Source organism: Rhodococcus sp. JCM 9793, assembly GCF_055380405.1.
This window is the reverse complement of record NZ_AP043721.1, coordinates 3406781-3433261: the sequence shown is the minus strand read 5'-3', so window position 1 is coordinate 3433261 and position 26481 is coordinate 3406781. Positions and strand designations below refer to the sequence as shown.

Sequence of the window (26481 nt, the reverse complement as noted above, 5' to 3'; positions counted from 1 at the left end):
TCCCATTCCTGTTCAGGGCATCGGAGCGCGTGGGCTTCTTCGGTATGCAGAGACACCGATTCCGCCGGGGATCCACAACCGCCACGTTCGGTCGGCAGCGACACTGATCCCCACTCGCGGACCGGCCTCCACCGGCGTCTTCCCATCGGGGAAGGTGACCGACACCCGTGCGTTCGACGCGAAGACGTCGAGACCGTTGTCGTCGAGGGTCAACCCCAACGCTTCCGCGAGATTCCCGGGGCCGCGCGCGAGATTCTCCGCCGAGGTGCCGGGTGTCCGCCGCGTCCGGACGTCCGCTTCACCGGCAATCACTTCGGCACCGCGCAACAGCACTGCGGCGGCCACACCGTGGGGACCGACCGAGATGTTCGCGCAGTGGTGGATGCCGTAGCTGCGATAGACGTACAGGTGGCCGGCCGGTCCGAACATGACCCGATTGCGGCCGGTCGGCCCTCGGTACGAGTGCGCGGCCGGATCCGGCCACGGGCCGCTTTCGGGTCCACCGTAGGCCTCGACCTCGGTGATTCGGAGCGTCACCTCACCGACCCTGATGTGGGCAGCCAGCAGGGCGCGCGCTGCAGAAACCGGATCGAGCTCCGAAAGACGATCCGAGGTCAGCTTGCGACCCATCCGGCAACACCGCGCGCGACGAAATCTTCGTGCTCGGCGTCGGAGACGTCACGCGCGTCGTCGACGAGCAGAACCGGTATTCCGTTCTCGATGGGGTACGCGCGTCGCAGCCTGGGGTTGTACAACACCGTGTCGTCGACGAGCAGAAGCGGCCCCTTGTCCTGCGGGCAGGCCAGGATGCTCAACAGTGTGGGATCGACGGCCACGGATATCCTCTCGACGAGCTGATGGTCAACGCGCTCAGGTTACCGCGCGACCGGACCGGTCCGATGCGTGCCCGACGTCCACTTCGTCGATACCGCCTTGGTGAACCGCCGGTAGGTCCCCGTCGCCGGATCTGCACACCAGGACCTGACGCTGGGGGCAGGTAATCCTCGCGCGCGCAGGACCTCGGCGATCGGCCGGTACGACGGTCCGAGAGGTATCTCGCCGACCACGTGAACCAGATCCGGACGCTCCCCGACCGGTAGAGCGTCGAGTGCGACGGTGATCTCGGCAGCCGTCGGCGCCCGATTCTCACGGAGAGTGATTGCCGCCACCGCGATATCGCGGTGACCGACGGTCACTCCGTACGACACCACGAGGTCGACGCGCGGGAGGCTGCCGAGGACGTCGACGACCGGTTGTGCATAGACGGGGCCGTGCGGTGTCACGATGACCGATCGCTTGTTGTCGAGGAGCCAGAAGTCGCCGTCCGCGTCGCACCTGAACAGGTTCTCTGTGAGGATCCAGCTGTCGCCGGGTTCGAAGACACCGCGCATCACTCCGGTGAGGCTTTCCGCAGAATGTCCTCGTCGGCCGAGCAACAGCCCGACTTCGTCGGGATCGCACTCACGCACGAATCCGCGCTCGTCTTCGACGAGTCGCCCGGCCACCGCGTCGTAGGCAGCCAACCGGACCTCGGCGCTGCCCGGCAACGGTCGCCCCTTCGCGCCGATCTTCGCTCCGGACACGTTCGCGAGCACTATGTCGCCCTCGGTCGAGGCGTAGAACTCGAGGACACGGGCCGGCGCAAACCTCTCCAGAGTGCGGCGCCACAGTCCCGGTGTCATGCCGGACCCGAGGAACAGCCGGATGGGATGGATGTCGTCGGAGTGCCAGGATGAGCTGTCGAGGACGGTGTGGAGCATCGACCAGGTGTAGGTCACCACCGTCACCCCGTAGCGGTGGATCTCCTCGCGGAACCGCGCCGGGTCCAATTCCCGCGACAATGCGATACGTGCTCCACCCGCAAGCGCTCCCCCGAGCCCCACCAGAAGACCCGACGAATGATGCAGCGGTGCAAGGCAATACATGGTATCCCCGCGGTCGAGTGACGCCGCGGTCGCGGTTCCGAACGCCGACAGCGCCCACCGATGGTTCGTGATCCGTTTCATCTCGAGCGCGTCGCCGCTACCGGTGAACAGCACGAACGCCAGTTCACGGGCGAGTCCGGGATTGGGGACGTACCACCCCGGCAACTCGACGGTCGACACGTCGAGACGTTCGAGGTCGACCACGTCGGCGTCCGACGGAACGTCCAGGTCGCGCACATTGCCGCCGCCGAGGACCAGCGCGGGAAGACCGGTGTCAGCGGCACGGTCGAGGTTCTCCGGATCGGTGATGATCTTCTCGACGACACCGAGCCTGATGGCCTCGGCAAGGTCGGGACCCGGGGCCAACATCACCGACACGCCACCGAGTCGCGACACCGCCGCAACAGCAGCCATCGCGCTGGGACGAGTTCCCATCAGGACGCCGACGTGCATGGCCGGACGAATCCCACAACTCACGAGGCCGAGGACGATGGAATCGATTCGAGCGTTGACGACCTCGTACGTGTACACCCGGTCGTCGTAGATGAAACACTCTCGCTGCGCCGCCTTGCTGCCCTGCTCCGCGAGCAGGCCTCCCACGGAGATGCGAGTGTGGGATTGGAGTTGACCCAACCGAGCAAGCCGCGGCAGGGCGCGCACCGCCTCGCTCGACAGTTCGCGGGCGCCCCGCACAGCGCCGGCAGCGAGGTCGGCGACCCCTTCGACGAGTTCGGTACCCACCTCGACGATCGTCGTGGCGGTGTGGGTGATGCGGTTACCGAACGTCACGCCGGTCTCGTCCTCACCGTGCGGATCCGGCGTCTCCATCGGGACCACACCGACGGGACGGTCACCGTGGCCGTCACGCCACTGCACCCATTCACTCACAGCAGGCCAAGTCTGTTGTGCAGCAACCGATCCCACGACAAGTCCGAAATGCCCCGCGCGCAGGGAATACTCGTATACCTCGGCGCGGGGTGCGGCCTTGCGGATACCTCGGACCGCGAGCGGCTGGCCGATGTCGTCGACCTCTCCGACGAAGGCGAGGATCGGACAGGTGATCTCCGCGAGGCTGACGGCTCGGTCGTTGATCACGAACCCGCCGCTCATCATCCGATTGTGGGCGATGAACTGGCGCAGCAACTCGGCGACGGCCGGCCCCGACCAGGCAACCCAGCCTTCCGTATCGAGGAACCTGCGCTGTGGCTCACGCGGCAACAGTGCCTCACGGTCGTGCAACTGCAGGAGGAAATCGATGCGGGAGCGTACGGTCTTGACGGGATCGAGGAACTGGAAGCCCGTGCGCGCCATCCAGCCCGAGATCGCGAGCCGGTTGAACACGTGGTCGGCCAAGAAATCCGCGGACCTGACCGCAACCGCATCAGGGATACCGAATGGAAGCGCTGCGAGCGTGTCGACGGGGCTGCCGTACGTTACGAGACTCGCGATGTTCCGGCTCCGCCGATATGCCGCGGCCTGATAACAGAACATTCCGCCCTGTGAGTACCCCGACAGGTGGATGTCGCGCCCCGTGTACTCGTGGACCCGATCGATGATCTCGTCGAGGGCCACGATGTGGTCGGTGAGCGTGCGGCCCCACCCGCCCTCTTCCTGGTCGGGAGAGCCGAAATCGACAACCCACGGGTCGAGCCCCAGCGAATGCAGCAACCCGACAGCACCCGTGCCCGGCGTGACGTCGTACACGTCGGCAGACATCATCATCGGCGGTACCAGCACGATCGGAATTCCCGAGGTGGCGGTGTCGGATTCGGGGAAGTACCGACGGAGCCGGTACATCGGTGTGCGCACGACGACCTGGAACGGGGATGGTGCCGCCCCTGATTCCAGGCCGCCGAATCGCACTACCTCGAGACCGTTCTGCGCCGTCGCAATGATCCGCCGCAGGGACCCGATCACCGCCTCACCACTGAGTTCCACCTACCGCCCCCTCCACCCGGCGTCCGGCACCCCGGTTTACGGCTCTCAGACTGCCACACGGCCGACACCTGTCGGTGCCGACCTGCGGAGTGTCTTCCGACAGGGCAACCGGCGTGCCCGAGCTCTACTCGGTCGGGCGCACCCACGAGCGCAGGGACTTCGCTTCCGAGCGCACTCCACCGAGCTGTTCGACGACGCGGACCCCGGCCGTGCCGCCGCGCGCGTTCCGAGACGCTACCGATCCCTCGACCGTGAGCACCTCACGGACCTCTGGAGTGAGCGCGGAATCAACCGCGGCGAGTTCGTCGTCGGTGAGGTCGGCGAGCCCGACACCGCGTCCTTCCGCGACACGAACACATGCTCCGGCCGCTTCGTGTGCAACCCGGAACGGCACGCCCTGGCGGACCATCCACTCGGCAATGTCTGTTGCGAGGGTGAAACCGGCCGGTGCAAGTTCTGCCATCCGGTCGGTGTGGAACGTCAATGTCGCGACGAGCCCAGCGATCGCGGGCAGCAACAACTCGAGCTGCGCAACCGAATCGAAGACCGGTTCCTTGTCTTCCTGGAGATCCCGATTGTAGGCGAGCGGTTGCGCCTTGAGTGTGGCCAGCAGCCCGGTGAGGTTGCCGATCAGACGTCCGGCCTTACCTCGAGTGAGCTCGGAGACGTCGGGGTTCTTCTTCTGCGGCATGATCGACGATCCGGTGGACCACGCATCGGCGAGTGTGACGTAACCGAATTCGGGTGTGCTCCAGAGGATCACCTCTTCCGCCATCCGCGACAGGTCGACCGCGATCTGCGCGAACACGAACGCGGCCTCGGCCGCGAAGTCGCGCGAGCTGGTGGCGTCGATCGAGTTGCTCGCAGCGGAGTCGAATCCGAGATCCGCCGCGATCGCATCAGGGTCCAGTCCGAGGGACGACCCCGCCAGCGCACCCGACCCGTACGGCGACACGGCAGCGCGCTTGTCGAAATCGCGCAGACGGTCGACGTCTCGCAACAACGGATGCGCGTGCGCGAGCAGATGATGTGCGAGGAGCACGGGCTGAGCGGCCTGCAGGTGCGTCTTGCCGGGCATGATCGCGTCCGGGTGCGCCGCCGCCTGACCGGCGATCGCCTCGACGACGTCGAGTACCCCGTCACCGATGCGTCGGGCCGCGTCGCGAAGCCACATCCGGAACAGCGTGGCGACCTGGTCGTTTCGCGACCGGCCCGCGCGCAACCGCCCACCGACCTCGGGACCGACCCGCTCGATGAGCCCGCGTTCGAGCGCACCGTGGACGTCCTCGTCGGATTCGGCCGGGGTGAACGCACCGGACGCGACGTCCGCGGCGAGCCGTTCGAGACCGCCGAGCATCGTCGCGAGATCGGACTCGGTCAGCAGACCCGCACGGTGCAGTACCTTCGCGTGGGCCTGCGACGCGCGCACGTCGTACGGGGCGAGCACCCAGTCGAAGTGCGTGGACTTGCTCAGGGCCGCCATGGCGGCGGCAGGTCCGGATTCGAACCTGCCGCCCCACAGGGCACCTTCGTTGGTGCCGTGAGCCTGGGTCATCGCCTACAGTCCCAGATCCCGCTTGGCCGCAACCTTCGAGGAGAGTCCGTGGATCTGCACGAAGCCCTTGGCGTTCGACTGGTCGAAGGTGTCGCCCTCGTCGTAGGTGGCGAGGTTGAAGTCGTACAGCGACTCGGGGCTGCGACGTCCGTTGACCGAGATGTGCCCGCCGTGCATGACCATGCGGATGTCGCCGGTGACGCGCTCCTGGGTCTTCTCGACGAAGGCGTCGAGCGCGTACTTGAGGGGGGAGAACCACAGGCCGTCGTAGACCAGCTCGCTCCAGCGCTCTTCGACGCGCCGCTTGTAGCGGCCGAGCTCACGCTCGAGTGTGACGTGCTCGAGTTCCTGGTGGGCGTTGATCAACGCGATGGCTCCGGGTGCCTCGTAGATCTCGCGGCTCTTGATGCCCACGAGACGGTCTTCGACCATGTCGAGGCGTCCCACACCCTGAGCACCGGCACGCTTGTTGAGCTGCTGGATCGCCTCGAGCATCGTGACGTGCTTGCCGTCGATGGCGACGGGACGGCCGGCCTCGAAGCTGATGATGACCTCGTCCGGGGTCTGCCAATTGAGGGTCGGGTCCTCGGTGTAGTCGTAGACGTCCTTGGTCGGGGCGTTCCACAGGTCCTCGAGGAAGCCGGTCTCGACGGCGCGGCCCCAGACGTTCTGGTCGATCGAGAACGGGGACTTCTTGGTGACGTTGATCGGCAGACCGTGCTCACCGGCGAATGCGATGGCCTTCTCGCGGGTCCAGGCATAGTCACGGACGGGCGCGATGACCTGCAGGTCGGGAGCGAGGGCACCGAAACCGACCTCGAAACGAACCTGGTCGTTGCCCTTGCCGGTGCAGCCGTGCGAGACGATGGTCCCGCCGTGCTCACGAGCGGCCTGCACGATGTGCTTGACGATCAGCGGGCGGCTGATGGCGGACACCAGCGGGTAGCGGTCCATGTACAGAGCGTTGGCCTGCACGGTCGGCAGGCAGTACTCGGTTGCGAACTCGTCCTTGGCATCGATGACGACGGCTTCGACAGCGCCGCAGTCGAGGGCGCGTTGACGGACGACCTCCATGTCCTCGCCGCCCTGGCCGAGATCGATGGCGACGGCGACGACCTCCTTGCCGGTCTCCTTGCCGATCCAACTGATGGCAACGGAGGTGTCCAGCCCGCCCGAGTAGGCGAGTACGACGCGATCGGCCATGGTGATTGTGCTCCTTCTTATTTTTGACGTACGTCGATCAGTGGTAGGTCAGGCGAGTGATTCGATTTTCGCAGCCAGGTCGGCTCCCGTGTTCGGTTCCCTGGCGATCACCGCGATCGTGTCGTCACCCGCGATCGTGCCGACCACTTCCGGTAATGATGCACGATCGAGTGCACTGGCCAGATAGTGCGCTGCCCCTGGCGGGGTTCGCAGCACCGCGATATTGCCGCTCGAGTCGGTCGACACGAGCAGTTCGCCGAGTAGTTTCGACAGTCGGTCGGTGCCACCGGTGACCCCGCGGACCGGGCTTCCGTCCTCCGGGACGACATACACGCCCGCTCCCCCGTCGGCCGCCCGGAGCTTGACGGCTCCGAGTTCCTCGAGGTCGCGGGAGAGCGTGGCGGTCGATACTTCGATGCGTTCGTCGGCGAGCAGAGCAGCGAGTTCGGTGTGACTGCGCACCGCGCGGGTGGCGAGCAGCGCGATGATGCGTGCCTGCCGAGCAGCTCGGGTCGGGGCGCTCACCACTATCTCGTCTCGGCCGGACGCGGTGCTCATCTTCAGCTCCGGACCTGTTCGAGCAGCCACACCAGCAGGGCCTTCTGCGCGTGCAGGCGGTTCTCTGCCTCGTCCCACACGACCGCGCGGGGTCCGTCGATGACCTCGGCGGTGATCTCTTTGCCGCGATAGGCGGGGAGGCAGTGCAGCACGATCGAATCGGCTTTCGCCAATGCGACGATCTCGGCGTTCAGCTGGAACGGCAGGAACACTGCCTCGCGGTCGAGGCCGTCGTTCTCCTGCCCCATGGACACCCACGTGTCGGTGACGAGCACGTCGGCGTCCTCTGCCGCGGCCCGGGGGTCTGCGGTGATCGTGATGCTTCCGCCGGTCTGCTCGGCGCGAGTCCGGGTGGCTTCCACGACCTCGGGATCGGGTGCGAACCCTGTCGGGGTGGCGATGGTGACGTGCATACCTGCGGTGACGCCGCCGAGCATCAGCGAGTGCGCCATGTTGTTGGCACCGTCACCGAAGTACGTCATCTTCAGGCCGGCCGTGCTGCCCTTGTTCTCGCGGATGGTCTGCAGGTCCGCGAGGACCTGGCAGGGGTGGAACGTGTCGGTGAGCGCGTTGACCACGGGCACGTCGGAGTGCGCCGCGAGCGTCTCGACGCGGTCCTGCCCGTACGTGCGCCACACCACCGCCTTCGTGAAGCGGGAGAACATGCGGGCGGTGTCGTCGAGGGTTTCGCCTTTGCCGATCTGGGTGGCTCCTGCGTCGACGACGATCGCGTGTCCGCCGAGTTGTGCGATGCCCGCGTCGAACGAGAAGCGGGTCCGCGTGGACGTCTTGTCGAACAGGACGGCGACGCTGTACGGACCTTCGAGGGGGCGACGCGAGAGCGGGTTCTTCTTCAGCTCTGCGGCCAGTTCGAGGACTTCGTTCTGCTCAGCCGGGGTGAGGTCGTCGTCGCGCAGGAAATGCCTGACCATGGTCACCGGTCTCCTTCCTGGGATGCGGTGTCGAGGATGCCCGGGAACGCGCTGACGAATCCGTTCGCCTGCTCCTCGGTGAGGATGAGCGGCGGCGCGAGGCGGATCACGTCGGGGGCTGCCGCGTTGACGAGGAATCCTGCGTCGCGCGCGGCGGTTTCGACGGCACCGGCTTTGCTGTCGGTGAGCACGACACCGAGCAGCAGACCCGAGCCACGCACGTGTGAGACGAGTGGGTGGCCGAGTTCTTCGATGCCGACGGCGAGGGTCTTGCCCACCGAATCGACGTGGTCGAGCAGGTTCTGCTCGGCGATGGTGCGCAGCACGGCGAGCGCGGCCGCGGCGCACACCGGGTTGCCTCCGAAGGTGGTGCCGTGCTTGCCGGGGGTGAGCAGGTCGGCGGCAGGTCCGGTCGCGAGAACCGCACCGATGGGCAGGCCACCACCGAGGCCCTTGGCGAGGGTCATCACGTCGGGGACGATGCCGGTCGCCTGGTGCGCGAAGAAGGTACCGGTGCGGGCGATGCCGGTCTGCACCTCGTCGAGGACGAGCAGCGCGCCGTGTTCGGAGGTGAGGCGACGAGCGCCGGCGAGGTACCCCTCGGGCGGTACGACGACACCGGACTCGCCCATGATCGGTTCGAGGAACACGGCAGCGGTGGTGTCGTCGATCGCGGCGGCGAGCGCATCGAGGTCGCCGTAGGGGACGAATTCGACGCCGGCGGGCATCGGTTCGAACGGTGCGCGCTTGTCCGGTTGGCCGGTGAGCGCAAGGGCACCCATCGTGCGGCCGTGGAACGCCTTCTCCGCGGCGATGATCTTGGGGCGGCCGGTGAGCCGTGCGATCTTGAACGCGGCCTCGTTGGCTTCGGTGCCGGAGTTGCAGAAGAACGCGCGACCCGGGTGTCCCCAGAGTCCGAGAAGTTGTTCGGCGAGGTCGAGGACGGGCTGCGACGCGTACAGGTTCGACACGTGCCCGAGCTGGTCGAGCTGCGCGGTGACGGCTTCGATGACGGCCGGGTGGCGGTGGCCGAGGCTGTTGACGGCGATGCCGCCGAGCAGATCGAGGTACTGCTTGCCGTCGGCGTCGGTGAGGACCGCACCGTCCCCGGCGACGAGCGCGACCTTGGGCACCCCGTAGTTGTTCATGAGTGAGCCGGCCCAGCGCTGCTGGAGTTCGGACGTGCCGGTCATGCGGTGCCTTCCTGGTCGGGGTCCGGCACCACCATGGTGCCGATGCCTTCTTCGGTGAACAATTCGAGCAGTACGGAGTGCGGCAGGCGTCCGTCGATGACGTGCGCGGTGGGTACTCCGCCCTGCACCGCGCGCAGGCACGCCTCCATCTTGGGGACCATCCCGGAGTCGAGTGACGGCAGGAGCGCCTCGAGCGCGGCGGTGTCGATCAGCGAGGTGAGCGAGCTCCGGTCGGGCCAGTCGGTGTAGAGGCCTTCGACGTCGGTGAGGACGACGAGTTTCTCCGCGCCGAGTGCTTCGGCGAGGGCTGCGGCGGCGGTGTCGGCGTTGATGTTGTGCACGACGCCGACCGCGTCGGGCGCGATCGTCGACACGACGGGGATGCGGCCGGCCGCGATGAGGTCGAGCACCGCTGCGGGGTCGACGGTGGTGACGTCGCCTACGAGCCCGATGTCGGTGTCGGTTCCTTCGACGACGACGGTGCGTCGGGTCGCGGTGAACAGTTGTGCGTCCTCGCCGGAGATCCCGACCGCGTACGGTCCGTGACTGTTGATCAGTCCGACGAGTTCGCGGCCGACCTGTCCGAACAACACCATGCGTACGACGTCCATGACGTCGGGTGTGGTCACCCGGAAGCCGCCGCGGAACTCGCCTTCCATGCCGAGTCGCTTCAGCATGGCGTTGATCTGCGGGCCGCCACCGTGCACCACCACGGGGTGGATTCCGACGGTGCGCAGGAACGCCATGTCGGCGGCGAACGCGGCTTTGAGGGTGTCGTCGGTCATGGCATTGCCGCCGTATTTGACGACGACGATCTTGCCGCGGAACTTCTGCAACCACGGCAGGGCTTCGGCGAGTACGAACGCCTTCTGGTGCGAGGTCAGGCTCGCGATGAGGTCGTCGGTCATGGGGTCTCCTGTGTCGGCCGGGTGAGGTGGGGCTGCCCGGTCAGGACGAGTAGGCCGAGTTCTCTTCGACATAGGCGTGCGAGAGGTCCGTGGTGCGGATGGATACTTCGGCGTCGCCCACACCGAGGTCGATTTCCAATGCGATGTCGATGCCGGTCAGGTCCACCTCGCGGGCGCCGGGTGCGCCCACACCGTCGATGCACACCGGGCTTCCGTTGAACGTCACCGAGATCTTGTCGGGGTCAAGTTCGATGGGGGCGATGCCGATGGCAGCGAGGACGCGACCCCAGTTGGGGTCGGAGCCGAACAGTGCCGTCTTGACGAGGCTGTCGCGCGCGACTGTGCGGGCACCGATCAGAGCGTGGGATTCGGAGGCGGCGCCCCGCACCGTGACGGTGACCCGCTTGGTGACGCCTTCGGCGTCGGCCATCATCTGCGCGGCGAGGTCATCGCACACGGCGAGGACGGCGGCGTCGAGTTCGTCCTGTGTCGGGGTGACGCCGCTGGCGCCGGATGCGAGGAGCAGGACGGTGTCGTTGGTACTGGTGGCGCCGTCGATGTCGAGTCGATCGAACGTCATGCGGGTCGCGCCGCGCAGGGCTTCGTCGAGTTGTTCGGCGGTCGCGACGGCGTCGGTGGTCACGATGCACAGCATGGTGGCGAGCGCAGGGGCGAGCATGCCGGCGCCTTTGGCCATGCCGCCGACGTTCCACTTGTCGGCGTGGTGCAGGGCGGCCTGCTTGGGCACGGTGTCGGTGGTCATGATGGCGTAGGCGGCGTCGGTTCCGCCGGAGATGCCGCCGGCGAGTTCGTGCACGATCTCCTGGACGCCGGAGAGCACCTTGTCCATCGGCAGCCGGTCGCCGATGAGTCCGGTCGAGCACACCGCGACCTCACCGGCGCCGGTGTCGGTGCCCCAGTTGCTCAGCGCGTCGGCGACGGCTTCGGCAGTGGCGTGGCTGTCCTGGAATCCGCCGGGGCCGGTGCAGGCGTTGGCGCCGCCGGAGTTGAGCACCACGGCACGTAGGGCGTGCGAGGCCAGCACCTGCTGCGACCACAGGACGGGTGCGGCCTTGACCTTGTTGGTGGTGAACACACCGGCGGCGGTGAGGTCGGGACCCTCGTTGACCACGAGCGCGAGATCGGGTCTGCCGGAGGCCTTGATGCCGGCGGGGATGCCGGCGGCACGGAATCCGGCGGGGCTGGTGACGCCCTGGAGACGGATGAGACGTCCTCCGGCGACGTCGACTGCGTCGCTGTAGACGTGATCGGCGTGCTTGTCGGTGTGTTCGGTCACGGTGCGACTCCCACTGTGGGCAGGCCTGCGGTCTCGGGCAGACCGACGGCGAGGTTCATGGATTGGACGGCGCCGCCTGCGGTGCCCTTGGTGAGGTTGTCGATCGCGGCGATGGCGATCAACAGTCCGGCGTCGGTGTCGACGGTGACGGCGATCTGCACGGCATTGGATCCGACGACGGCGCCGGTGGCGGGCAGCGCACCTTCCGGAAGCAGGTGCACGAACGGTTCGTCGGCGTAGGCCTTCTCGTAGACGGCGCGCACCTCTGCAGCCGATGCGGTGGTCGGTGCCGTGCACGTCGCGAGGATTCCGCGCGGCATGGGTGCCAGCACGGGTGTGAACGAGACAGTCACGGGTGTGCCTGCGAGCGCGGACAGATTCTGCTTGATCTCGGGTGTGTGCCGGTGTGCGCCGGCGACGCCGTAGGCGCGGGCCGAGCCCATCACTTCGGAACCGAGGAGGTCGACCCGCGGGGACTTGCCGGCGCCGGAGGTGCCGGAGACCGCGACGATCTGGACTGTCGGCTCGACGATGCCCGCCGCGACGGCCGGTGCCAGCGCGAGTGTCGCGGACGTCGGGTAGCAGCCGGGTACCGCAATGCGGGTGGCACCGGTGAGCTGCTCCCGCTTTCCTGCGAGTTCCGGAAGGCCGTAGGGCCACGTGCCGGCGTGGTCGGTTCCGTACCAGCGCTGCCAATCGTCGGCGTTCTCGAGCCGGAAGTCTGCTCCGCAGTCGATCACGACGGTGGTATCCGGGAGCTGTTCGGCGAGTGCGGCGGAATGGCCGTGCGGCAGGCCGAGGAACACGACGTCGTGACCGGCGAGGGAATCGAGGTCGGTCGACGCGAGCACTCGCTCTGAGAGGGGGTGTAGATGCGGATGGAACTCACGCACGGTCGCGCCGGCGTTGCCTCCCGCGGTGAGCGCGCCGATGACCAGGGAGCCGTCCAGGTAGGCGGGGTGTGCGAGGAGCAGGCGCAGGACCTCGCCGCCCGCGTAGCCGCTGGCCCCCGCGACCGCGACCCGGAGAGGCGACTGCGGTGTCGCTGTGAATGCCGGTGAGTTACCCATGCGGTTGATTATGCACTGCTGTGCAAATTATTTCATCACCGGGGCGGACCCCGGATCAGCTGTTCTTCATCGACCGCCGGATCTCGTCCAGTTTGTCGGCCGCGGCCTTCCTACGATCCTCGTACTGCTCGTCGAGTGTCCTGCCGGCCGCGCTCTCATGGGCCAACTCCTCCATGCCGGTCGCCATCCCGGCTCGCCGCTCGATCTTGTCGCGCACCGAAGCGAAGGTCGGCACTCCACCTTCGGTGTATCCGGTGATCTCCTCGATCGTCGGCGCCCGAGTCCCGGTCGGTGTGATGTCCGGATCGGGCACCGGCTCCGGATCGATCGGAGGGACGTCGGGTATCGACGGGCCGGGCGGCACGTCGGGCACCGACGGCGTGTCCGGTCCCGCGGGGGTCACGTCCGGTACCGGCTCCTCCGGGTCGTCGGGATCCGGTACCCGCCCTCGAGACGATTCATGCGTGCTCATCTTCCCAGGCTACGTCGCGCCGGCCGCGGCCGCGTCAGGCCCGGAGTTCCGCTCCCACGGCGGCCGAGGCCGCAGCGACCGCGGCGTCGCGAGCAGCGCTCGCCTCGTCCTCGGTGAGAGTGCGGTCGTACGCACGGAAGCGCAGCGCGAACGCGAGTGACTTGTGCCCTTCACCGACCTGGGAACCCGTGTAGACATCGAACAGCCGGATGTCCTCGAGCAACTCGCCGCTACCGCTACGCAGGGCCGCTTCCACCTGTGCGGCAGGCACCTCGTCGGCTACCACGACCGCGACGTCCTGCAGGACCGCCGGGAACGGCGACACGACCGGCGCGGGCAACAACTCCACGATCGGCAGCGCATCGAGGTCCAATTCGAAGGCGCATGTCCGCGCGGGCAGTCCGGCACGTTCGACGACGGCCGGGTGGAGCTCGCCTGCATGTCCGACGACAACTCCGTCGACGAGCAGCTCGGCGCAGCGACCCGGGTGCCACGGCAGGTACTGCGCCGCGCGACGCTCGAGTCGGACACCCGCGGCCCGGGCGACAGTGTCGGCTGCGGCGAACGCGTCGGTCGCGTCCGCTGCACGACCGGACCCCCAGGGACCGGCGGGTTCCCGCAGCCCCGACAGGACACCGCCGATGTGCACGGGTTGCGCGGGCAGCGACCGTTCGAGGAGAGCGATCTCGTCGTCGGTCGGGCGCCGGTCGACAGGCAGCGCCGCGACCGATGTGGTCTCGGGACCGGGATGGACGACCTGCGCGATCGAGAAGAGCGCGACGTCGCGCTGTCCGCGGGACACGTTGCGGGAGAGCACTTCGAGCAGCCCCGGCAGAAGGGTCGTCGCGAGCTCGGGCCGGTCTGACTCGAGCGGGTTGAGGACCTTGGTGGTGGTGCGTCGCGGGTCGTCGGCGTCGAGCGCCCACGTCTCGAATACACCGGCAGGCAGGAACACCGGGGCGAGAACCTCGATGTAGCCGTCGGAGGCGAGCGCGCGTCCCACCGCGCGACGGCGACGCTGGCTCGGGGTCACTCCGCGTCCGGCAGGCGCAGCCGGGACGACCGAGGGAATCTGTTCGAGACCCTCGAGCCGGAGAACCTCTTCGACGAGGTCCGCGGGCTGGCGCAGATCCGGGCGCCACGACGGTGGCGTGACGACGAGCTGACCCTTCCCGTCGTCGCCGACACCGACCTCGACGGCGCATCCGATCTGGGTGAGACGTCGCGCGGCGGTGCCGTTCGCGTAGCTGACACCCGCGATGCGATCGGGCAGGTCGATGTCCATGTGGATCGAGACGGTCTCGGTGGGCACCGAGATATCGGTCAACGTCGGTTCGACGCGACCGCCGGCGATCGAGGTGAGCAGCGACGCCGCCCGATCGAGCGCCGCGAGCCCGACCTCGGGATCGACTGTGCGCTCGAAACGCTTCCCTGCCTCGCTGCTGAGCTTGTGCCGGCGGTTGCTGCGGAACACGGCGAGCGGATCCCAGGTGGCGGCCTCGAGGAGGATGTCGGTGGTGGCCTCTCCGACCTCGGTGGTGGCGCCGCCCATGATTCCGGCGAGGGAGATGACACCACTGTCGTCGGTGATGACGACGTCCTCGGGATCGAGGGCGCGTTCCACACCGTCGAGCGTGATGAGCTTCTCCCCTGCTGCGGCACGGCGGATCACGATCTCACCCTGCAGGGTGGCAGCGTCGAACGCATGGAGGGGCTGGCCCAGTTCGAGCATCACGAAATTGGTGACGTCGACGGCCGGTGAGATCGGGCGAACTCCGGCGGTGTGCAGGCGACGCTGCATCCACCACGGCGTGACCGCCGCCGGATCGATGCCCGTGACCTTCCTTGCCGCGAATCGCGTCGCGCCGGCCTCCGGTTCGAGGCGGATCGGGTAGCTCTCCCCACCGTCGGACGGCAACGACGGGACCTGTGCCGGATCGATGAACTCGAGATCGAAACCACAGGCGAGTTCACGGGTCAGGCCGCGCAGCGAGAAGCAGTAGCCGCGGTCGGGGGTGATGTTGAGTTCGATGACGGTGTCGCCGAGCCCGAGCAGGTCGTTCGCGTCCTCGCCGGGTTCACCGGAGCCGGGTTCGAGGACGAGGATCCCGGAATGGTCCTTACCGATGCCGAGTTCGGACACCGAGCAGATCATGCCGTCGGAGACCTGCCCGTATGTCTTGCGCGCCGCGATGGCGAAGCCCCCGGGCAGCACTGCACCGGGCAACGCCGCCACGATGAGGTCGCCTTCGGCGAAGTTGCGGGCGCCGCACACGATGCCGCGGGGTGCGTCCTCACCGACGTCGACCTGACAGAACCGGATGGGTTTTTTGAAGCCCTCGAGTTCCGTGATCTCCGCAACTCGGCCGACGACGAGGTTGTCGACGCGCTCGAGGGTCTCGACGTCCTCGACCTCGAGACCGACCCTGACGAAGCCCGCGTCGAGTTCCTCCGGGGTGACGTTCCACTCGGGGGTGGCGCGCTGCAGGATTTCCGCCAGCCAGGATTGCGCTACTCGCACTTGAGCTCAGCTTTCTCGTTCGATGTCGGTCTCGGGTCGGGGTGTCGGCCCCGAATCCCGTCGGTCACGGGGTCAGGGCGTCAGCCCTGCACTCCGAAGGGCACGGGTCAGGGCGTCAGCCCTGTACCCCGAAGGGCAGGGTGAAGCGGATGTCGCCTTCGACGATGTCGCGCATGTCGGAGATGCCGTTGCGGAACTGCAGGGTGCGTTCGAGGCCCATACCGAATGCGAATCCTCCGTACACGTCGGGGTCGATGCCGCTCGCGCGGAGCACGTGAGGGTTCACCATGCCGCAGCCGCCCCACTCGACCCAGCCTGCTCCGCCCTTCTTGTTCGGGAACCACACGTCGACCTCGGCGGACGGTTCGGTGAACGGGAAGTAGTTCGGCCGCATCCGGGTGGTCGTCTCGGGGCCGAACAATGCGCGGGCGAACGCGTCGAGCGTGCCTTTCAGGTGCGCCATGGTCAGGCCCTTGTCGACCGCGAGTCCCTCGATCTGCGAGAACACCGGAGTGTGCGTGGCATCGAGTTCGTCGGTGCGGAAGGTACGCCCGGGGCACACCACATAGATCGGGATGTCGCGGCTGAGCATCGTGCGGACCTGCACCGGGGAGGTGTGGGTGCGCAGCACCTGCCGGGAGCCCTCGGGCGCGATGTGGAAAGTGTCCTGCATCGTGCGCGCGGGGTGATCGGGCAGGAAGTTCAGGGCGTCGAAGTTGAAGTGCTCGGTCTCGACCTCGGGTCCCTCGGCGATCTCCCAGCCCATCGCGACGAACACGTCGGAGACCTGCTCCGAGATGATGGTGATGGGGTGGCGCGCGCCGAGCGCGCGGCGGGTTGCGGGGAGGGTCACGTCGATCGACTCGGCGACGAGGACCGCGGCGTCGCGTTCCGCCTGCAGTTCTTCGCGGCGGAAGTCGAAGGCTTCCTGCACGGCGGTGCGGTGCGCGTTGACGCGCTTTCCGGCGGCGGCGCGTTCGGGCCCGGGCAACGAACCGAGGGCACGCTTCGCGAGCGAGATGGGCGCCTTGTCCCCGAGGTGCGCGATCTTCGCCTGGGCGAGCTCGTCGAGGTCGCGGGCCGCGCCGAATCCCTCGAGGGCTGCCTTCTCTGCCGCCGCGAGGGCGTCCTCGGTCAGCGCTTGGGGATCGACTGCCGGCGGGGTGCCGCCCTCTTTCTTGGCCACGACCGGTGCAACTCCTTCTTCGGCGAACGGTTCTTCGTCAATGAGTGAAACCGGTGCGGGGGTGGCCGCACCGTAGAAATCCTAGGTTAGGCGCGTAACCGACCGATGCTGCACCCGGGCACTCGCGTACATGCAGATCGCGGCTGCGGTCGCCAGGTTGAGTGATTCGGCACGACCGCGGATCGGGATGCGTACCCGGTGGTCGGCCCGGGCGGCCACCTCGGGGGGAAGTCCGTGGGCCTCACTGCCGAACAGCCAGGCGGTGGGTCCGGCGAGCAGTTCGTCGGCATCGTCGAGGTCGACCTCGCCGTCGGCGGCGGTCGCCAGGATGGTGACGCCGGCGGCGGTGACGGAGTCGAGCACTCGGGTGGTGTCTCGTTCCCGCACGAGTGGCAGGTGGAACACGCTGCCGGCGGAGGAGCGCACGCATTTGCCGTTGTGGGGGTCGACGCTGTCGCCCGCGAGGATCACCGCATCTGCGCCGACGGCGTCGGCGACGCGGATGAGAGTTCCTGCATTGCCGGGCTCCCCCATCTCGACCGGGATCGCGAGCAGCCGTGACCCGGAGTCGAGTGCCGAGTCGAGCGGCACATCGAGGGTGTCGCATACCGCGACGAGACCGGGCGGGGACACGGTGTCGGACAGTCGTTCTGCGGCGCGATCGGTGACGATGCAGACACGGACGCCACGGCCCTCCGCGATGGAGACGAGGTCTCGGTAGCGCTCGGCGGCGTCTTCGGTGACGAACACGTCGTGGACGGCACCGGTCGCGAGTGCCTCGGTGACCGAGTTCTCACCTTCGGCGAGAAAGCGTCCGGTCTTGCGCCGCTCGGCGGCGCGGAGCAGTTTGACAGCAGAAACGACCCGTGGGGTGCGCTCGGTGAGCGGGTCCACGGGCCGTTCCTGTGCTGGATTCTCGTTCAGCGTCGCGCTCAGGCAGCCGGAGCGTTGACGTCGGCCGGCAACGCAGCCTTCGCGACGGCCACCAGGCCGGCGAATGCCTCGGCGTCGGAGACAGCGATTTCCGCGAGGATCTTGCGGTCGACCTCGACACCGGCAGCCTTGAGGCCCTGGATGAACCGGTTGTAGGTGATGTCGTTCGCACGAGCCGCAGCGTTGATACGGGTGATCCACAGCTTGCGGAAGTCGCCCTTGCGTGCGCGACGGTCGCGGTAGGCGTAGGTCAGCGAGTGAAGCTGCTGTTCCTTGGCCTTGCGGTACAGACGCGAGCGCTGCCCGCGGTAGCCCTTGGAGGCCTCGAGAATCGAACGGCGCTTCTTCTGGGCGTTGACGGCCCTCTTCACGCGTGCCACTGATATGTCCTGTCAGTTTCGGGGGGCTGGTGCTCGCCCCCGGGATGATCGGTCGGGAAGGCTCAGATGTCGAGCAGGCGCTTGATGCGCGGTGCGTCCGCGGGCGCGACGACGGCGGTGCCGTCGAGGCGACGCGTCACGCGCGAGGACTTGTGCTCGAGCAAGTGGCGGCGACCAGCCTTCTGGCGCAGGATCTTTCCGCTACCGGACACCTTGAATCGCTTCGCGGTGCCGCTGTGGGTCTTCGACTTGGGCATGGAGTCCTCAGTTCTTGTCGTGGATACATCGGTGCTCGCGCGCAGCACCGGATGTGCTGCCGGAGCGGCTAGCTGGTCTGCGCCTCTCCCGACTGCTCCTGCTGCTCCGGCGGCGCAGTCGCGGCGGGTTCTGCAGGGGCAGGGGCGGAGGCAGGGCGGGAAGACTTGGCCGGGGCGGCGTGGGCGGCTTCCTGAGCCTTGGCGCGGGTTTTCGCACCCTTGTGCGGGGCCAGGACCATCGTCATGTTTCGGCCGTCCTGCTTCGCGGACGTCTCGATGAATCCCAGGTCGGCGACATCGGCGCCGAGACGCTGCAACAGACGGAATCCGAGTTCGGGCCGCGACTGCTCACGACCACGGAACATGATGGTCACTTTGACCTTCGAGCCTGCCTCGAGGAAGCGAACAACGTTCTTCTTCTTGGTCTCGTAGTCGTGGTCGTCGATCTTGGGGCGGAGTTTCTGCTCCTTGATCACGGTCAGCTGCTGGTTCTTGCGCGATTCGCGCGCCTTCTGCGCGGCTTCGTACTTGAACTTGCCGTAGTCCATGATCTTGCAGACCGGCGGGCGGGCGTCGGGCGCCACCTCGACGAGGTCGAGGTCGGCTTCGATGGCCAGGCGGAGTGCATCTTCGACACGCACGATTCCGACCTGTTCACCACCCGGTCCGACGAGTCGGACCTCGGGAACACGGATGCGTTCGTTGATGCGGGTCTCAGCGCTGATGGGGCCTCCTAGGTAGAAATGCGGTGTGGTCTCTCTGACCGCACCGCAGCAAGCGGGGCCCGGCGATTCCTCGACGAAAAAACCCCGCTGCGGCGCCGATGCACCTCGCGGGGTCCGTACCGACCGGTCCACGCGCCGCGGTATCACCGCGACCACGTGCCACGCCCTCCACAGACGTGAGCTCTCCGAGCGCCGTAGCGTTCGAAGGACCGGACCACTGCACCGTAGAATTGCGCGGCCAGAGGTGGGAGTCGGACTCCACTTGCTGCCCACGCGAGTACGCGCGGGCGGTCGTGACAGTCAGTCTAGCAAGAGATGCACGTCGGCGCCGAATCGGGCACCGGAGCCCACCCGGGAAGCGAGCACCGTGCCGCTGGTGGGATCCTCGAGGACATGACCGACACCCCCGATGCCCCCGACCACGCCGATCAGCCCACGGATGTCCGCGACCTCGCCGACATCCCCGCGGTCGAGGTGATCAGCCGCGCTGCGGTGATGCTGATGAGTTCCGCTGCGGAGAAACTCGGCCTCGCCGACGACAACCCCGATGCGAGCGACCGCCTCGACCTCGACGAGGCACGTCGCGTGATCACCGCCCTCGCGGGGCTGGTCACCGCTTCGGTGGAGTACCTCGGCCCGCACGCCGGGCCGATCCGTGAGGGTCTGCAGGCTCTGCAGAAGGCATTCCGCGAAGCATCCTCGGTGCCCGATTCACCCGGCCAGGGCCCCGGCGAGAAGTACACCGGTCCTGTCTACTGACGTTCGGCGACTGCTCGTCCCCGCCTGCTCAGCCGGCGGCGGCCTTCTTCCGAGGCGCACGTTTGCGGGCGGGACGAGCGGTCTTCTTCTCCGGGACCGGGGCGGACTCGGCGAGGGATTCCGCGAGGAATCGGCCGGTGTAGCTGCGTTCGGCCGCCGCGACATCCTCGGGAACGCCCTCCGCCACGACAGTGCCGCCGCCCGATCCGCCTTCCGGCCCCATGTCGATGATCCAGTCCGACGTCTTGATCACATCGAGATTGTGCTCGATGACAATGACCGTGTTGCCCTTGTCGACGAGCCCGTTGATGACGCCGAGCAACTTCCGGATGTCGTCGAAGTGCAGGCCGGTAGTCGGTTCGTCGAGGATGTAGGCGGTACGCCCGTTGGAGCGTTTCTGCAGTTCGGCGGCGAGCTTGACACGCTGCGCCTCGCCACCGGACAACGTCGTCGCGGGCTGGCCCAGCCGGACGTAACCGAGACCCACCTCGACGAGGGTGGCGAGGTACCGATGGATCGAGGTGACCGGTTTGAAGAACTCTGAGGCCTCCTCGATCGACATGTCGAGAACCTCCGCGATCGTCTTGCCCTTGTAATGCACCTCGAGTGTCTCCCGGTTGTACCGGGCACCGTGACACACTTCGCACGGCACATACACGTCGGGCAGGAAGTTCATCTCGATCTTGAGGGTGCCGTCGCCCGAACACGCTTCGCAGCGGCCGCCCTTGACGTTGAACGAGAAACGTCCCGGCTGGTAGCCGCGTACCTTCGCCTCGGTGGTCGCGGCGAAGAGGGTGCGGATCTTGTCGAATACACCGGTGTAGGTCGCGGGGTTCGACCGTGGTGTCCGTCCGATCGGTGACTGATCGACCTGCACGAGCTTGTCGAGCTGGTCGAGACCGTTGATCCGGGTGTGCCGACCGGGCACCTGCCGCGCGCGGTTGAGCTTGTTGGCCATCACGGTCGCGAGGATCTCGTTGACGAGGGTCGATTTACCGGAGCCCGACACACCGGTCACGCAGGTGAGCACCCCGAGCGGGAATGCGACATCGATGTCTCGGAGGTTGTTCTCCCTGGCACCGATCACGGTGACCTGACGTTTCGGATCCATGGGTCGGCGCACGAGTGGAACCGGAATCGTCTCGCGACCCGACAGGAACGCGCCGGTGATCGATTCGGAATTGTCGAGCAGCCCTTTGTAGGTTCCGCTGTGGACTACGCGCCCGCCGTGTTCCCCGGCGCGGGGGCCGATGTCGACCACCCAATCCGATGCGCGGATGGTGTCCTCGTCGTGTTCGACGACGATCAGCGTGTTCCCGAGATCGCGCAGCCGGGTGAGAGTGTCGATCAGCCTGCGGTTGTCGCGCTGGTGCAGACCGATCGACGGCTCGTCGAGCACGTAGAGGACACCGACGAGACCGGAGCCGATCTGGGTGGCGAGCCGGATTCGTTGGGCTTCACCACCGGACAGGGTGGCGGCGGCGCGAGCGAGAGTGAGGTAGTCGAGGCCCACGTCGAGCAGGAAGCCGAGCCGTGCCTGCACTTCCTTGAGGACCTGACCGGCGATCGCCGCTTCGCGGGGGCCGAGAGTGAGGCTGTTCAGGAAGTCGGCGCACGCGGCGATCGACAGCTCGCACACCTCGGCGATCGACTTCGCACCTCGGTCTCCCGCGGTGATCGTGACCGCCAGGATCTCGGGACGCAGCCGGGTGCCATTACACGTCGGGCACGGAATGTCGCGCATGTACCCGTCGTAGCGTTCCTTCATCTGCTCCGACTCGGTCTGTTCCATGCGGCGATGCAGGAACGGCATCACGCCCTCGAACTCCGCGTAGTAGGAGCGGACCCGACCGTAGCGGTTCTTGTAGCGGACATGCACCTGCTCGGTGCTGCCCTCGAGCACGGCCTTACGGACTTTCGCGGGCAGCTTCTTCCACGGGGTGTCGATGTCGAAGCCCATGACGTCGGCCAGTCCGGTGAGCAGCCGGGTGAAATATTCGGCACTCTGCCCCATCGACCACGGCGCGATCGCGCCGTCGGCGAGGCTGCGATCGGGGTCGGGTACCACCAATTCGGTGTCGACTTCTTTGCGTACGCCGAGTCCTGCGCAGTCGGGGCACGCGCCGTACGGCGAGTTGAAGGAGAACGAGCGCGGCTCGAGGTCGTCGATCGCGAGGGGGTGCGCGTTCGGGCAGGCCAGGGTTTCGGAGAATCGGCGTTCCCGATCGGGTGCGTCCTCGTCGCGGTCGACGAAGTCGAGGACGACGATGCCCTCGGCGAGGCGCAACGCGGTCTCGACGGAATCGGTGAGTCGCTGCTTGGCGGAGGACTTCACCGCGAGGCGGTCGACGACGACCTCGATATCGTGTTTCTCCTGCTTCTTGAGCTTCGGCGGCTCGGAGAGCGGGTAGACCACCCCGTCCACCCGGACGCGGGAATACCCCTGCACGGTGAGGTGCTCGAACAGGTCGACGAACTCGCCTTTCCTCGTCCGCACTACGGGCGCAAGGATCTGGAATCGGACGCCCTCGTCCATCTCGAGGACCTGGTCGACGATCTGCTGCGGCGACTGACGTGCGATCTTCTCGCCGCATACAGGGCAGTGCGGAGCACCGGCACGCGCGTACAGGAGTCGGAGATAGTCGTAGACCTCGGTGATCGTGCCGACTGTCGAGCGGGGGTTCCGGTTCGTCGATTTCTGATCGATCGACACCGCAGGCGAGAGGCCCTCGATGAAGTCGACATCGGGCTTGTCCATCTGGCCGAGGAACTGCCGCGCGTAGGCGGACAACGACTCGACGTAACGACGCTGACCTTCCGCGAAGATCGTGTCGAACGCCAGGCTCGACTTGCCGGACCCGGAGAGGCCGGTGAACACGATCAGACTGTCGCGTGGCAAATCCAGGTCGACACCACGCAGGTTGTGCTCGCGCGCCCCTCGTACGATCAGGCGATCCGCCACACCAGTTCCTTCCTCGTCGACAAGGCCGCATTCGGGCCCTTGCCCATCGTAGGCGCGGGCACCGACACGGTTCCGTCTACGACGGCTCGACCTCGAACAACGTGCGCCGACGGTAACCTGCAGCACATGACGCAGCAGCCCCTCATCATCGACGACCACTACACCGGCGAGGTCTCCCCCGGCGGCCCCGCGCAGCGCCGCACCGTCCCCGGCGCGACCATCGTCAAACTCTCGGTCGGACAGATGGACAACAACACCTATCTCATCACCGACGAAGCCACCGGAAAGTCGCTGTTCATCGACGCGGCCAACGAACCGGACCTGCTCGTGTCCTACCTCTCCGAGCACGCGCCGAAGCTCGAACTCATCCTCACCACGCATCAGCATTGGGACCACTGGCAGGGACTCGAGAAGGTCGCTGCCGCGACCAAGGTCCCCACCGCCGCACACCCGCTCGACGCCGAGCCGCTGCCCGTCACACCGGAGCGCCTCCTCGAGGAAGGCGACACCATCAGGATCGGAGAGTTGAGCCTCGAAGTGCTCCACCTGTCCGGGCATACCCCCGGCTCGATCGCATTGGTTCTCGAGGAGACCGGTACCGGGCGTCATCATGTCTTCACCGGCGACTGCCTGTTCCCCGGCGGGATCGGAAAGACCGCGGACAACGAGACATTCACGTCGCTGCTCCACGACGTCGACACGAAGCTCTTCGGACGGTTCGGTGACGACACGGTGGTCTACCCCGGTCACGGGAAGGACACCACGCTCGGAGCGGAGCGCCCGCATCTCCAGGAGTGGCGCGAACGCGGCTGGTGACGACGAACGGCCCCTCCGGTCCGAGGTGAAGCGTGGATCACACCGAGAATGCCGTACTGTCTGGGAATCAGGACCGTTCAGGTCCTCAATTGAGGGTGGCAGCATGGCCGACAAATCTCCTCGCAGTTCCATGTCGAAGAAGTCCGGCAAGTCGCTGAAAGAAAAACGCGCCGACAAGAAGTCCCGGTCGGACGGCGGGACCGAGCCCGAGATCGTCGCTCACGTGAAGAAGCGCTGACACCTCCACTCAATCCAATCCTGTAGGAGCACAACTACATATGCTTGATCTCGGTGTCATGGCGCATTCTCGGAAAGAGAACGAGCGCCGCTTGCCGATCCACCCGCGTCATCTCCATCGGATCGACGCCGATCTACGTGCGCACATCTATCTCGAGACCGGGTACGGCGAGCCCTTCGGTACGTCCGACGCCGAGCTGGCGCCGCTGATTGCCGGCTTCCGATCCCGAGAGCGACTGATCGCCGAGTGCGACGTGATCGCCCTCCCCAAGCTCCAGGCAAGCGATCTCGCCGAGTTTCGTGTGGGGCAGACGGTGTGGGGCTGGCCGCACTGTGTCCAGGACACAGAAGTGACGCAGCTCTCCATCGATCGTCGACTGACGCTCATTGCGTTCGAAGCGATGAACCACTGGCGCAGCGACGGCAGTTTCGGCCTGCACGTGTTCCACAAGAACAACGAGCTCGCGGGTTACAGCTCGGTGATACACGGTCTGCAGACGATCGGCGCTACCGGCGACTACGGACGTCGGCTACGCGCCGTGGTGATCGGGTTCGGTGCGACGGCACGCGGCGCGGTCACCGCACTGAACGCGCACGGCATCGACGACGTCCGCGTGCTCACCAACCGTGATGTCGCCGCGGTCGGATCTCCGATCCACTCGGCGCGAATCGTCCGATTCGAGCACGACGCCGCCGATCCTCATCGAAGTTACGCGCTCACCGACGACGGTCGGGTGCCCTTGGCCCCCTATCTTGCGGAGAACGACATCGTCGTGAACTGCGTGTTACAGGACACCGCCGACCCGTTGATGTTCCTGGTCGAGGACGATCTGTCGGCCTTCGGACCGGGCAGCTTGATCGTCGATGTCTCGTGTGATGCCGGCATGGGTTTCAGCTGGGCACGACCCACGACTTTCACCGACCCGACATTCGTGGTCGGCGACCACGTTCACTACTACGCCGTCGACCACAGTCCGTCGTATCTGTGGAATTCCGCGACCTGGGAAATCAGTGAAGCATTGCTCCCTCACTTACGGACAGTCCTTTCGGGTCCGAAAGCATGGGCCGACGACCAGGTCATCGCGCGAGCGATAGAGATCCACGACGGAGTGATCCGCAATCCGAGCATCACCGCGTTCCAGCACCGCTCTGCCGACTTTCCCCACGAGGTAGTACAGACGTTGTGAGTTCGCCGAGAACACGCCCGCCCCGACCTTCCGGTTCAGGAAGACCGGGCGGGCATCGGTGTTGCACTTCGCGGTAGCGTCTCGACACCCGAGTAGGTGAACCGCACATATCGGACCCCGCACACCGAGAACGCGAGACCGTACCGTTCTCTTTCTGTCAGCTCGAACTCTTTCTGTCAGCTCGAAGTCCTCGGCAGACCTGACTCCACGAGCGGGACCGAACAGTCGAAACTTCTGTATATCAATCTGTTCTGTCCGGTTCGAATTCTGCGCGCATCTCGCGAAGGATTTCCGCATACTCCGGTTGGATTCGGGTACACGTGACAGGGTCTGAACACACAGCGACCGCGGAGAAAGAGGCAGCACATGATCGTCCGAAGGATTGCTCGTCCGATGCTGGCGTCCATTTTCATCGCAGGGGGAATCGACGCCCTGCGCAATCCCACTCCCAAGGCCGCCGCGGCCCGAACCGGGTTGGATCAGATGATCGGCGTCGCACCCGATTCGGTCACCGACCGCCTACCCAGCAATCCGGAGACCCTGGTGCAGATCAATGCCGCGGTGCAGGTAGGCGCAGGCGCGCTTCTCGCCATCGGCAAATGGCCGCGGATCTCGGCCCTCGCATTGGCCGGAACAGTGGTACCGACCACCTTGGCGGGCCACGACTTCTGGAACTACGACGATCCCGCCGCACGTGCCCAGCACCGCACACAGTTCCTCAAGAATGTCGGGCTGCTCGGTGGATTGCTCCTCGCATCCGTCGACACCGAAGGCAAGCCGTCCCTCGGATGGCGAGGCCGCCGCGCCGCGCGCCATGCACAGGAAGCCGTAGTGGCGGCCTTGCCCGGATCGACTTCGGATCACACGGCCGGCGATGCCCTGCACACCGTCTCCGGACGAGTGAAATCGCTCACCGGCGAAGCGAGCCAGCAGGGAAGCTCCCTTCTCGAGAAGGCCAAGGAACGTGCACCCGAGTACGCCGAGGTCGCGCGCGAACGCGGCACGGAGATCCTCGAGGTCGCCCGGGAGCGCGGACCCGAAATCGCCGAGGTCGCGCGCGAACGCGGCACCGAACTGCTCGACGCAGCCAAGGAGCACGTTCCTGAACTCACTGACACTGCAAAGGAACGCAGCAACGAATTCCTCGAACGTGCACGGAACCGAGCTCCCGAGTATGCCGAGGTCGCGCGCCGGCGCGGTTCGAAGTGGTGGGAGACGACCCGCGATCGAGGGACGGAGCTGGCACACCTGGCCGAGGAACGGACCTCGGAACTGAACGCGAAGGCGCTCGAGAACGCGCAGCAAGCGCGGACACGCGCCGAGAAGGCACGGAGGAATGCGGAGAAGGCGCGGGCGAAAGCCGAGAAGGCACTCGAGAAGAAGCTCGGGTAGCGGCCCGAGTCTCATCGGAGACCTCGGCGGGCGCGCCATGATTTCTGCACACCGGCCCCGGTCGAACTAGACTCC

Annotated in this window: 24 protein-coding genes; 5 read left to right on the top strand and 19 right to left on the bottom strand. The window is 66.8% G+C overall.

Annotated elements, in window-relative coordinates:
- Positions 1–12: 12 nt before the first annotated feature.
- The 18 genes from ACZ46K_RS17940 to infC all read right to left on the bottom strand — a co-directional run bounded on the left by ACZ46K_RS17940 (position 13) and on the right by infC (position 19053).
- Entirely contained in the window at positions 13–630 is a 618-nt protein-coding gene (locus ACZ46K_RS17940; protein WP_464743970.1) for a DNA-3-methyladenine glycosylase, read from the bottom strand.
- Entirely contained in the window at positions 615–836 is a 222-nt protein-coding gene (locus ACZ46K_RS17935; RefSeq protein ID WP_054807378.1) for a Trm112 family protein, read from the bottom strand. The genes ACZ46K_RS17940 and ACZ46K_RS17935 overlap by 16 nt, the downstream gene beginning before the upstream one ends.
- 39 nt (positions 837–875) lie before the next feature.
- The gene (locus ACZ46K_RS17930) at positions 876–3863 is read right to left on the bottom strand and encodes an alpha/beta fold hydrolase (RefSeq protein ID WP_464743968.1); all 2988 of its coding nucleotides are present in this window, start codon (positions 3861–3863) and stop codon (positions 876–878) included.
- A gap of 124 nt (positions 3864–3987) precedes the next feature.
- On the bottom strand, positions 3988–5418 hold the full coding sequence (argH, locus tag ACZ46K_RS17925) for an argininosuccinate lyase (protein WP_464743966.1): 1431 nt from the start codon (positions 5416–5418) through the stop codon (positions 3988–3990).
- A gap of 3 nt (positions 5419–5421) precedes the next feature.
- Positions 5422–6621: an argininosuccinate synthase gene (locus tag ACZ46K_RS17920; protein ID WP_054807534.1), complete on the bottom strand. Its 1200-nt coding sequence runs from the start codon at positions 6619–6621 to the stop codon at positions 5422–5424.
- A gap of 48 nt (positions 6622–6669) precedes the next feature.
- Complete coding sequence (locus ACZ46K_RS17915; protein ID WP_054807535.1) at positions 6670–7179, bottom strand: arginine repressor; 510 nt, start codon at positions 7177–7179, stop codon at positions 6670–6672.
- Positions 7180–7181: 2 nt separating this feature from the next.
- Positions 7182–8111, bottom strand: coding sequence for an ornithine carbamoyltransferase (gene argF, locus ACZ46K_RS17910; RefSeq protein ID WP_054807536.1), 930 nt, complete (start codon positions 8109–8111; stop codon positions 7182–7184).
- Between the two features lie 2 nt (positions 8112–8113).
- On the bottom strand, positions 8114–9304 hold the full coding sequence (locus ACZ46K_RS17905) for an acetylornithine transaminase (RefSeq protein ID WP_464743964.1): 1191 nt from the start codon (positions 9302–9304) through the stop codon (positions 8114–8116).
- Positions 9301–10212, bottom strand: coding sequence for an acetylglutamate kinase (argB, locus tag ACZ46K_RS17900; protein WP_054807614.1), 912 nt, complete (start codon positions 10210–10212; stop codon positions 9301–9303). The genes ACZ46K_RS17905 and argB overlap by 4 nt, the downstream gene beginning before the upstream one ends.
- Positions 10213–10252: 40 nt before the next feature.
- Positions 10253–11509 (bottom strand): bifunctional glutamate N-acetyltransferase/amino-acid acetyltransferase ArgJ, encoded by a 1257-nt coding sequence (argJ, locus tag ACZ46K_RS17895; protein ID WP_464743962.1) that lies wholly within the window; start codon positions 11507–11509, stop codon positions 10253–10255.
- Positions 11506–12579, bottom strand: a complete 1074-nt coding sequence (argC, locus tag ACZ46K_RS17890; protein WP_464743960.1) for an N-acetyl-gamma-glutamyl-phosphate reductase — start codon at positions 12577–12579, stop codon at positions 11506–11508. Before argC ends, argJ begins: the two co-directional genes overlap by 4 nt.
- Positions 12580–12634: 55 nt before the next feature.
- Positions 12635–13051, bottom strand: coding sequence for a PspA/IM30 family protein (locus ACZ46K_RS17885; protein ID WP_464743958.1), 417 nt, complete (start codon positions 13049–13051; stop codon positions 12635–12637).
- 34 nt (positions 13052–13085) lie between these two features.
- On the bottom strand, positions 13086–15572 hold the full coding sequence (gene pheT, locus ACZ46K_RS17880; RefSeq protein ID WP_464743956.1) for a phenylalanine--tRNA ligase subunit beta: 2487 nt from the start codon (positions 15570–15572) through the stop codon (positions 13086–13088).
- A 115-nt stretch (positions 15573–15687) separates the two neighbouring features.
- Positions 15688–16758, bottom strand: coding sequence for a phenylalanine--tRNA ligase subunit alpha (gene pheS / locus ACZ46K_RS17875; RefSeq protein ID WP_464743954.1), 1071 nt, complete (start codon positions 16756–16758; stop codon positions 15688–15690).
- A gap of 81 nt (positions 16759–16839) precedes the next feature.
- Positions 16840–17652: a TrmH family RNA methyltransferase gene (locus tag ACZ46K_RS17870; protein ID WP_464743952.1), complete on the bottom strand. Its 813-nt coding sequence runs from the start codon at positions 17650–17652 to the stop codon at positions 16840–16842.
- 38 nt (positions 17653–17690) lie between these two features.
- Positions 17691–18071 (bottom strand): 50S ribosomal protein L20, encoded by a 381-nt coding sequence (gene rplT / locus ACZ46K_RS17865; RefSeq protein ID WP_464743950.1) that lies wholly within the window; start codon positions 18069–18071, stop codon positions 17691–17693.
- 62 nt (positions 18072–18133) lie between these two features.
- Positions 18134–18328 (bottom strand): 50S ribosomal protein L35, encoded by a 195-nt coding sequence (rpmI, locus tag ACZ46K_RS17860; protein ID WP_054807968.1) that lies wholly within the window; start codon positions 18326–18328, stop codon positions 18134–18136.
- A 68-nt stretch (positions 18329–18396) separates the two neighbouring features.
- Positions 18397–19053: a translation initiation factor IF-3 gene (gene infC, locus ACZ46K_RS17855; protein WP_464749379.1), complete on the bottom strand. Its 657-nt coding sequence runs from the start codon at positions 19051–19053 to the stop codon at positions 18397–18399.
- A 393-nt stretch (positions 19054–19446) separates the two neighbouring features.
- Here infC and ACZ46K_RS17850 point away from each other — a divergent pair, with 393 nt between their 5' ends.
- On the top strand, positions 19447–19812 hold the full coding sequence (locus ACZ46K_RS17850; protein ID WP_054805572.1) for a DUF1844 domain-containing protein: 366 nt from the start codon (positions 19447–19449) through the stop codon (positions 19810–19812).
- 28 nt (positions 19813–19840) lie between these two features.
- Here the strand turns inward: ACZ46K_RS17850 and uvrA are convergent, their stop codons facing one another.
- Positions 19841–22774: an excinuclease ABC subunit UvrA gene (gene uvrA / locus ACZ46K_RS17845; protein ID WP_054805571.1), complete on the bottom strand. Its 2934-nt coding sequence runs from the start codon at positions 22772–22774 to the stop codon at positions 19841–19843.
- A 126-nt stretch (positions 22775–22900) separates the two neighbouring features.
- Between uvrA and ACZ46K_RS17840 the strand changes: the two genes are divergently transcribed.
- The 4 genes from ACZ46K_RS17840 to ACZ46K_RS17825 all read left to right on the top strand — a co-directional run bounded on the left by ACZ46K_RS17840 (position 22901) and on the right by ACZ46K_RS17825 (position 26406).
- On the top strand, positions 22901–23590 hold the full coding sequence (locus tag ACZ46K_RS17840; protein WP_054805570.1) for an MBL fold metallo-hydrolase: 690 nt from the start codon (positions 22901–22903) through the stop codon (positions 23588–23590).
- 103 nt (positions 23591–23693) lie between these two features.
- Positions 23694–23828 carry a hypothetical protein gene (locus tag ACZ46K_RS17835; RefSeq protein ID WP_464743947.1) on the top strand — a complete coding sequence of 45 codons (135 nt, stop codon included), beginning with the start codon at positions 23694–23696 and terminating at the stop codon, positions 23826–23828.
- Between the two features lie 40 nt (positions 23829–23868).
- Positions 23869–25014, top strand: coding sequence for a N(5)-(carboxyethyl)ornithine synthase (locus ACZ46K_RS17830; RefSeq protein ID WP_464743945.1), 1146 nt, complete (start codon positions 23869–23871; stop codon positions 25012–25014).
- Between the two features lie 393 nt (positions 25015–25407).
- Entirely contained in the window at positions 25408–26406 is a 999-nt protein-coding gene (locus ACZ46K_RS17825) for a DoxX family protein (protein WP_464743943.1), read from the top strand.
- Positions 26407–26481: the final 75 nt, after the last annotated feature.

Coding starts and splice junctions, on each gene's coding strand:
- ACZ46K_RS17940 (WP_464743970.1), bottom strand. CDS start 630: ATGGGTCGCAAGCTGACCTCGGATCGTCTTTCGGAGCTCGATCCGGTT.
- argH (WP_464743966.1), bottom strand. CDS start 5,418: ATGACCCAGGCTCACGGCACCAACGAAGGTGCCCTGTGGGGCGGCAGG.
- ACZ46K_RS17920 (WP_054807534.1), bottom strand. CDS start 6,621: ATGGCCGATCGCGTCGTACTCGCCTACTCGGGCGGGCTGGACACCTCC.
- ACZ46K_RS17915 (WP_054807535.1), bottom strand. CDS start 7,179: ATGAGCACCGCGTCCGGCCGAGACGAGATAGTGGTGAGCGCCCCGACC.
- argF (WP_054807536.1), bottom strand. CDS start 8,111: ATGGTCAGGCATTTCCTGCGCGACGACGACCTCACCCCGGCTGAGCAG.
- ACZ46K_RS17905 (WP_464743964.1), bottom strand. CDS start 9,304: ATGACCGGCACGTCCGAACTCCAGCAGCGCTGGGCCGGCTCACTCATG.
- argB (WP_054807614.1), bottom strand. CDS start 10,212: ATGACCGACGACCTCATCGCGAGCCTGACCTCGCACCAGAAGGCGTTC.
- argC (WP_464743960.1), bottom strand. CDS start 12,579: ATGGGTAACTCACCGGCATTCACAGCGACACCGCAGTCGCCTCTCCGG.
- ACZ46K_RS17885 (WP_464743958.1), bottom strand. CDS start 13,051: ATGAGCACGCATGAATCGTCTCGAGGGCGGGTACCGGATCCCGACGAC.
- rpmI (WP_054807968.1), bottom strand. CDS start 18,328: ATGCCCAAGTCGAAGACCCACAGCGGCACCGCGAAGCGATTCAAGGTG.
- ACZ46K_RS17850 (WP_054805572.1), top strand. CDS start 19,447: ATGACCGACACCCCCGATGCCCCCGACCACGCCGATCAGCCCACGGAT.
- ACZ46K_RS17840 (WP_054805570.1), top strand. CDS start 22,901: ATGACGCAGCAGCCCCTCATCATCGACGACCACTACACCGGCGAGGTC.
- ACZ46K_RS17835 (WP_464743947.1), top strand. CDS start 23,694: ATGGCCGACAAATCTCCTCGCAGTTCCATGTCGAAGAAGTCCGGCAAG.
- ACZ46K_RS17830 (WP_464743945.1), top strand. CDS start 23,869: ATGCTTGATCTCGGTGTCATGGCGCATTCTCGGAAAGAGAACGAGCGC.
- ACZ46K_RS17825 (WP_464743943.1), top strand. CDS start 25,408: ATGCTGGCGTCCATTTTCATCGCAGGGGGAATCGACGCCCTGCGCAAT.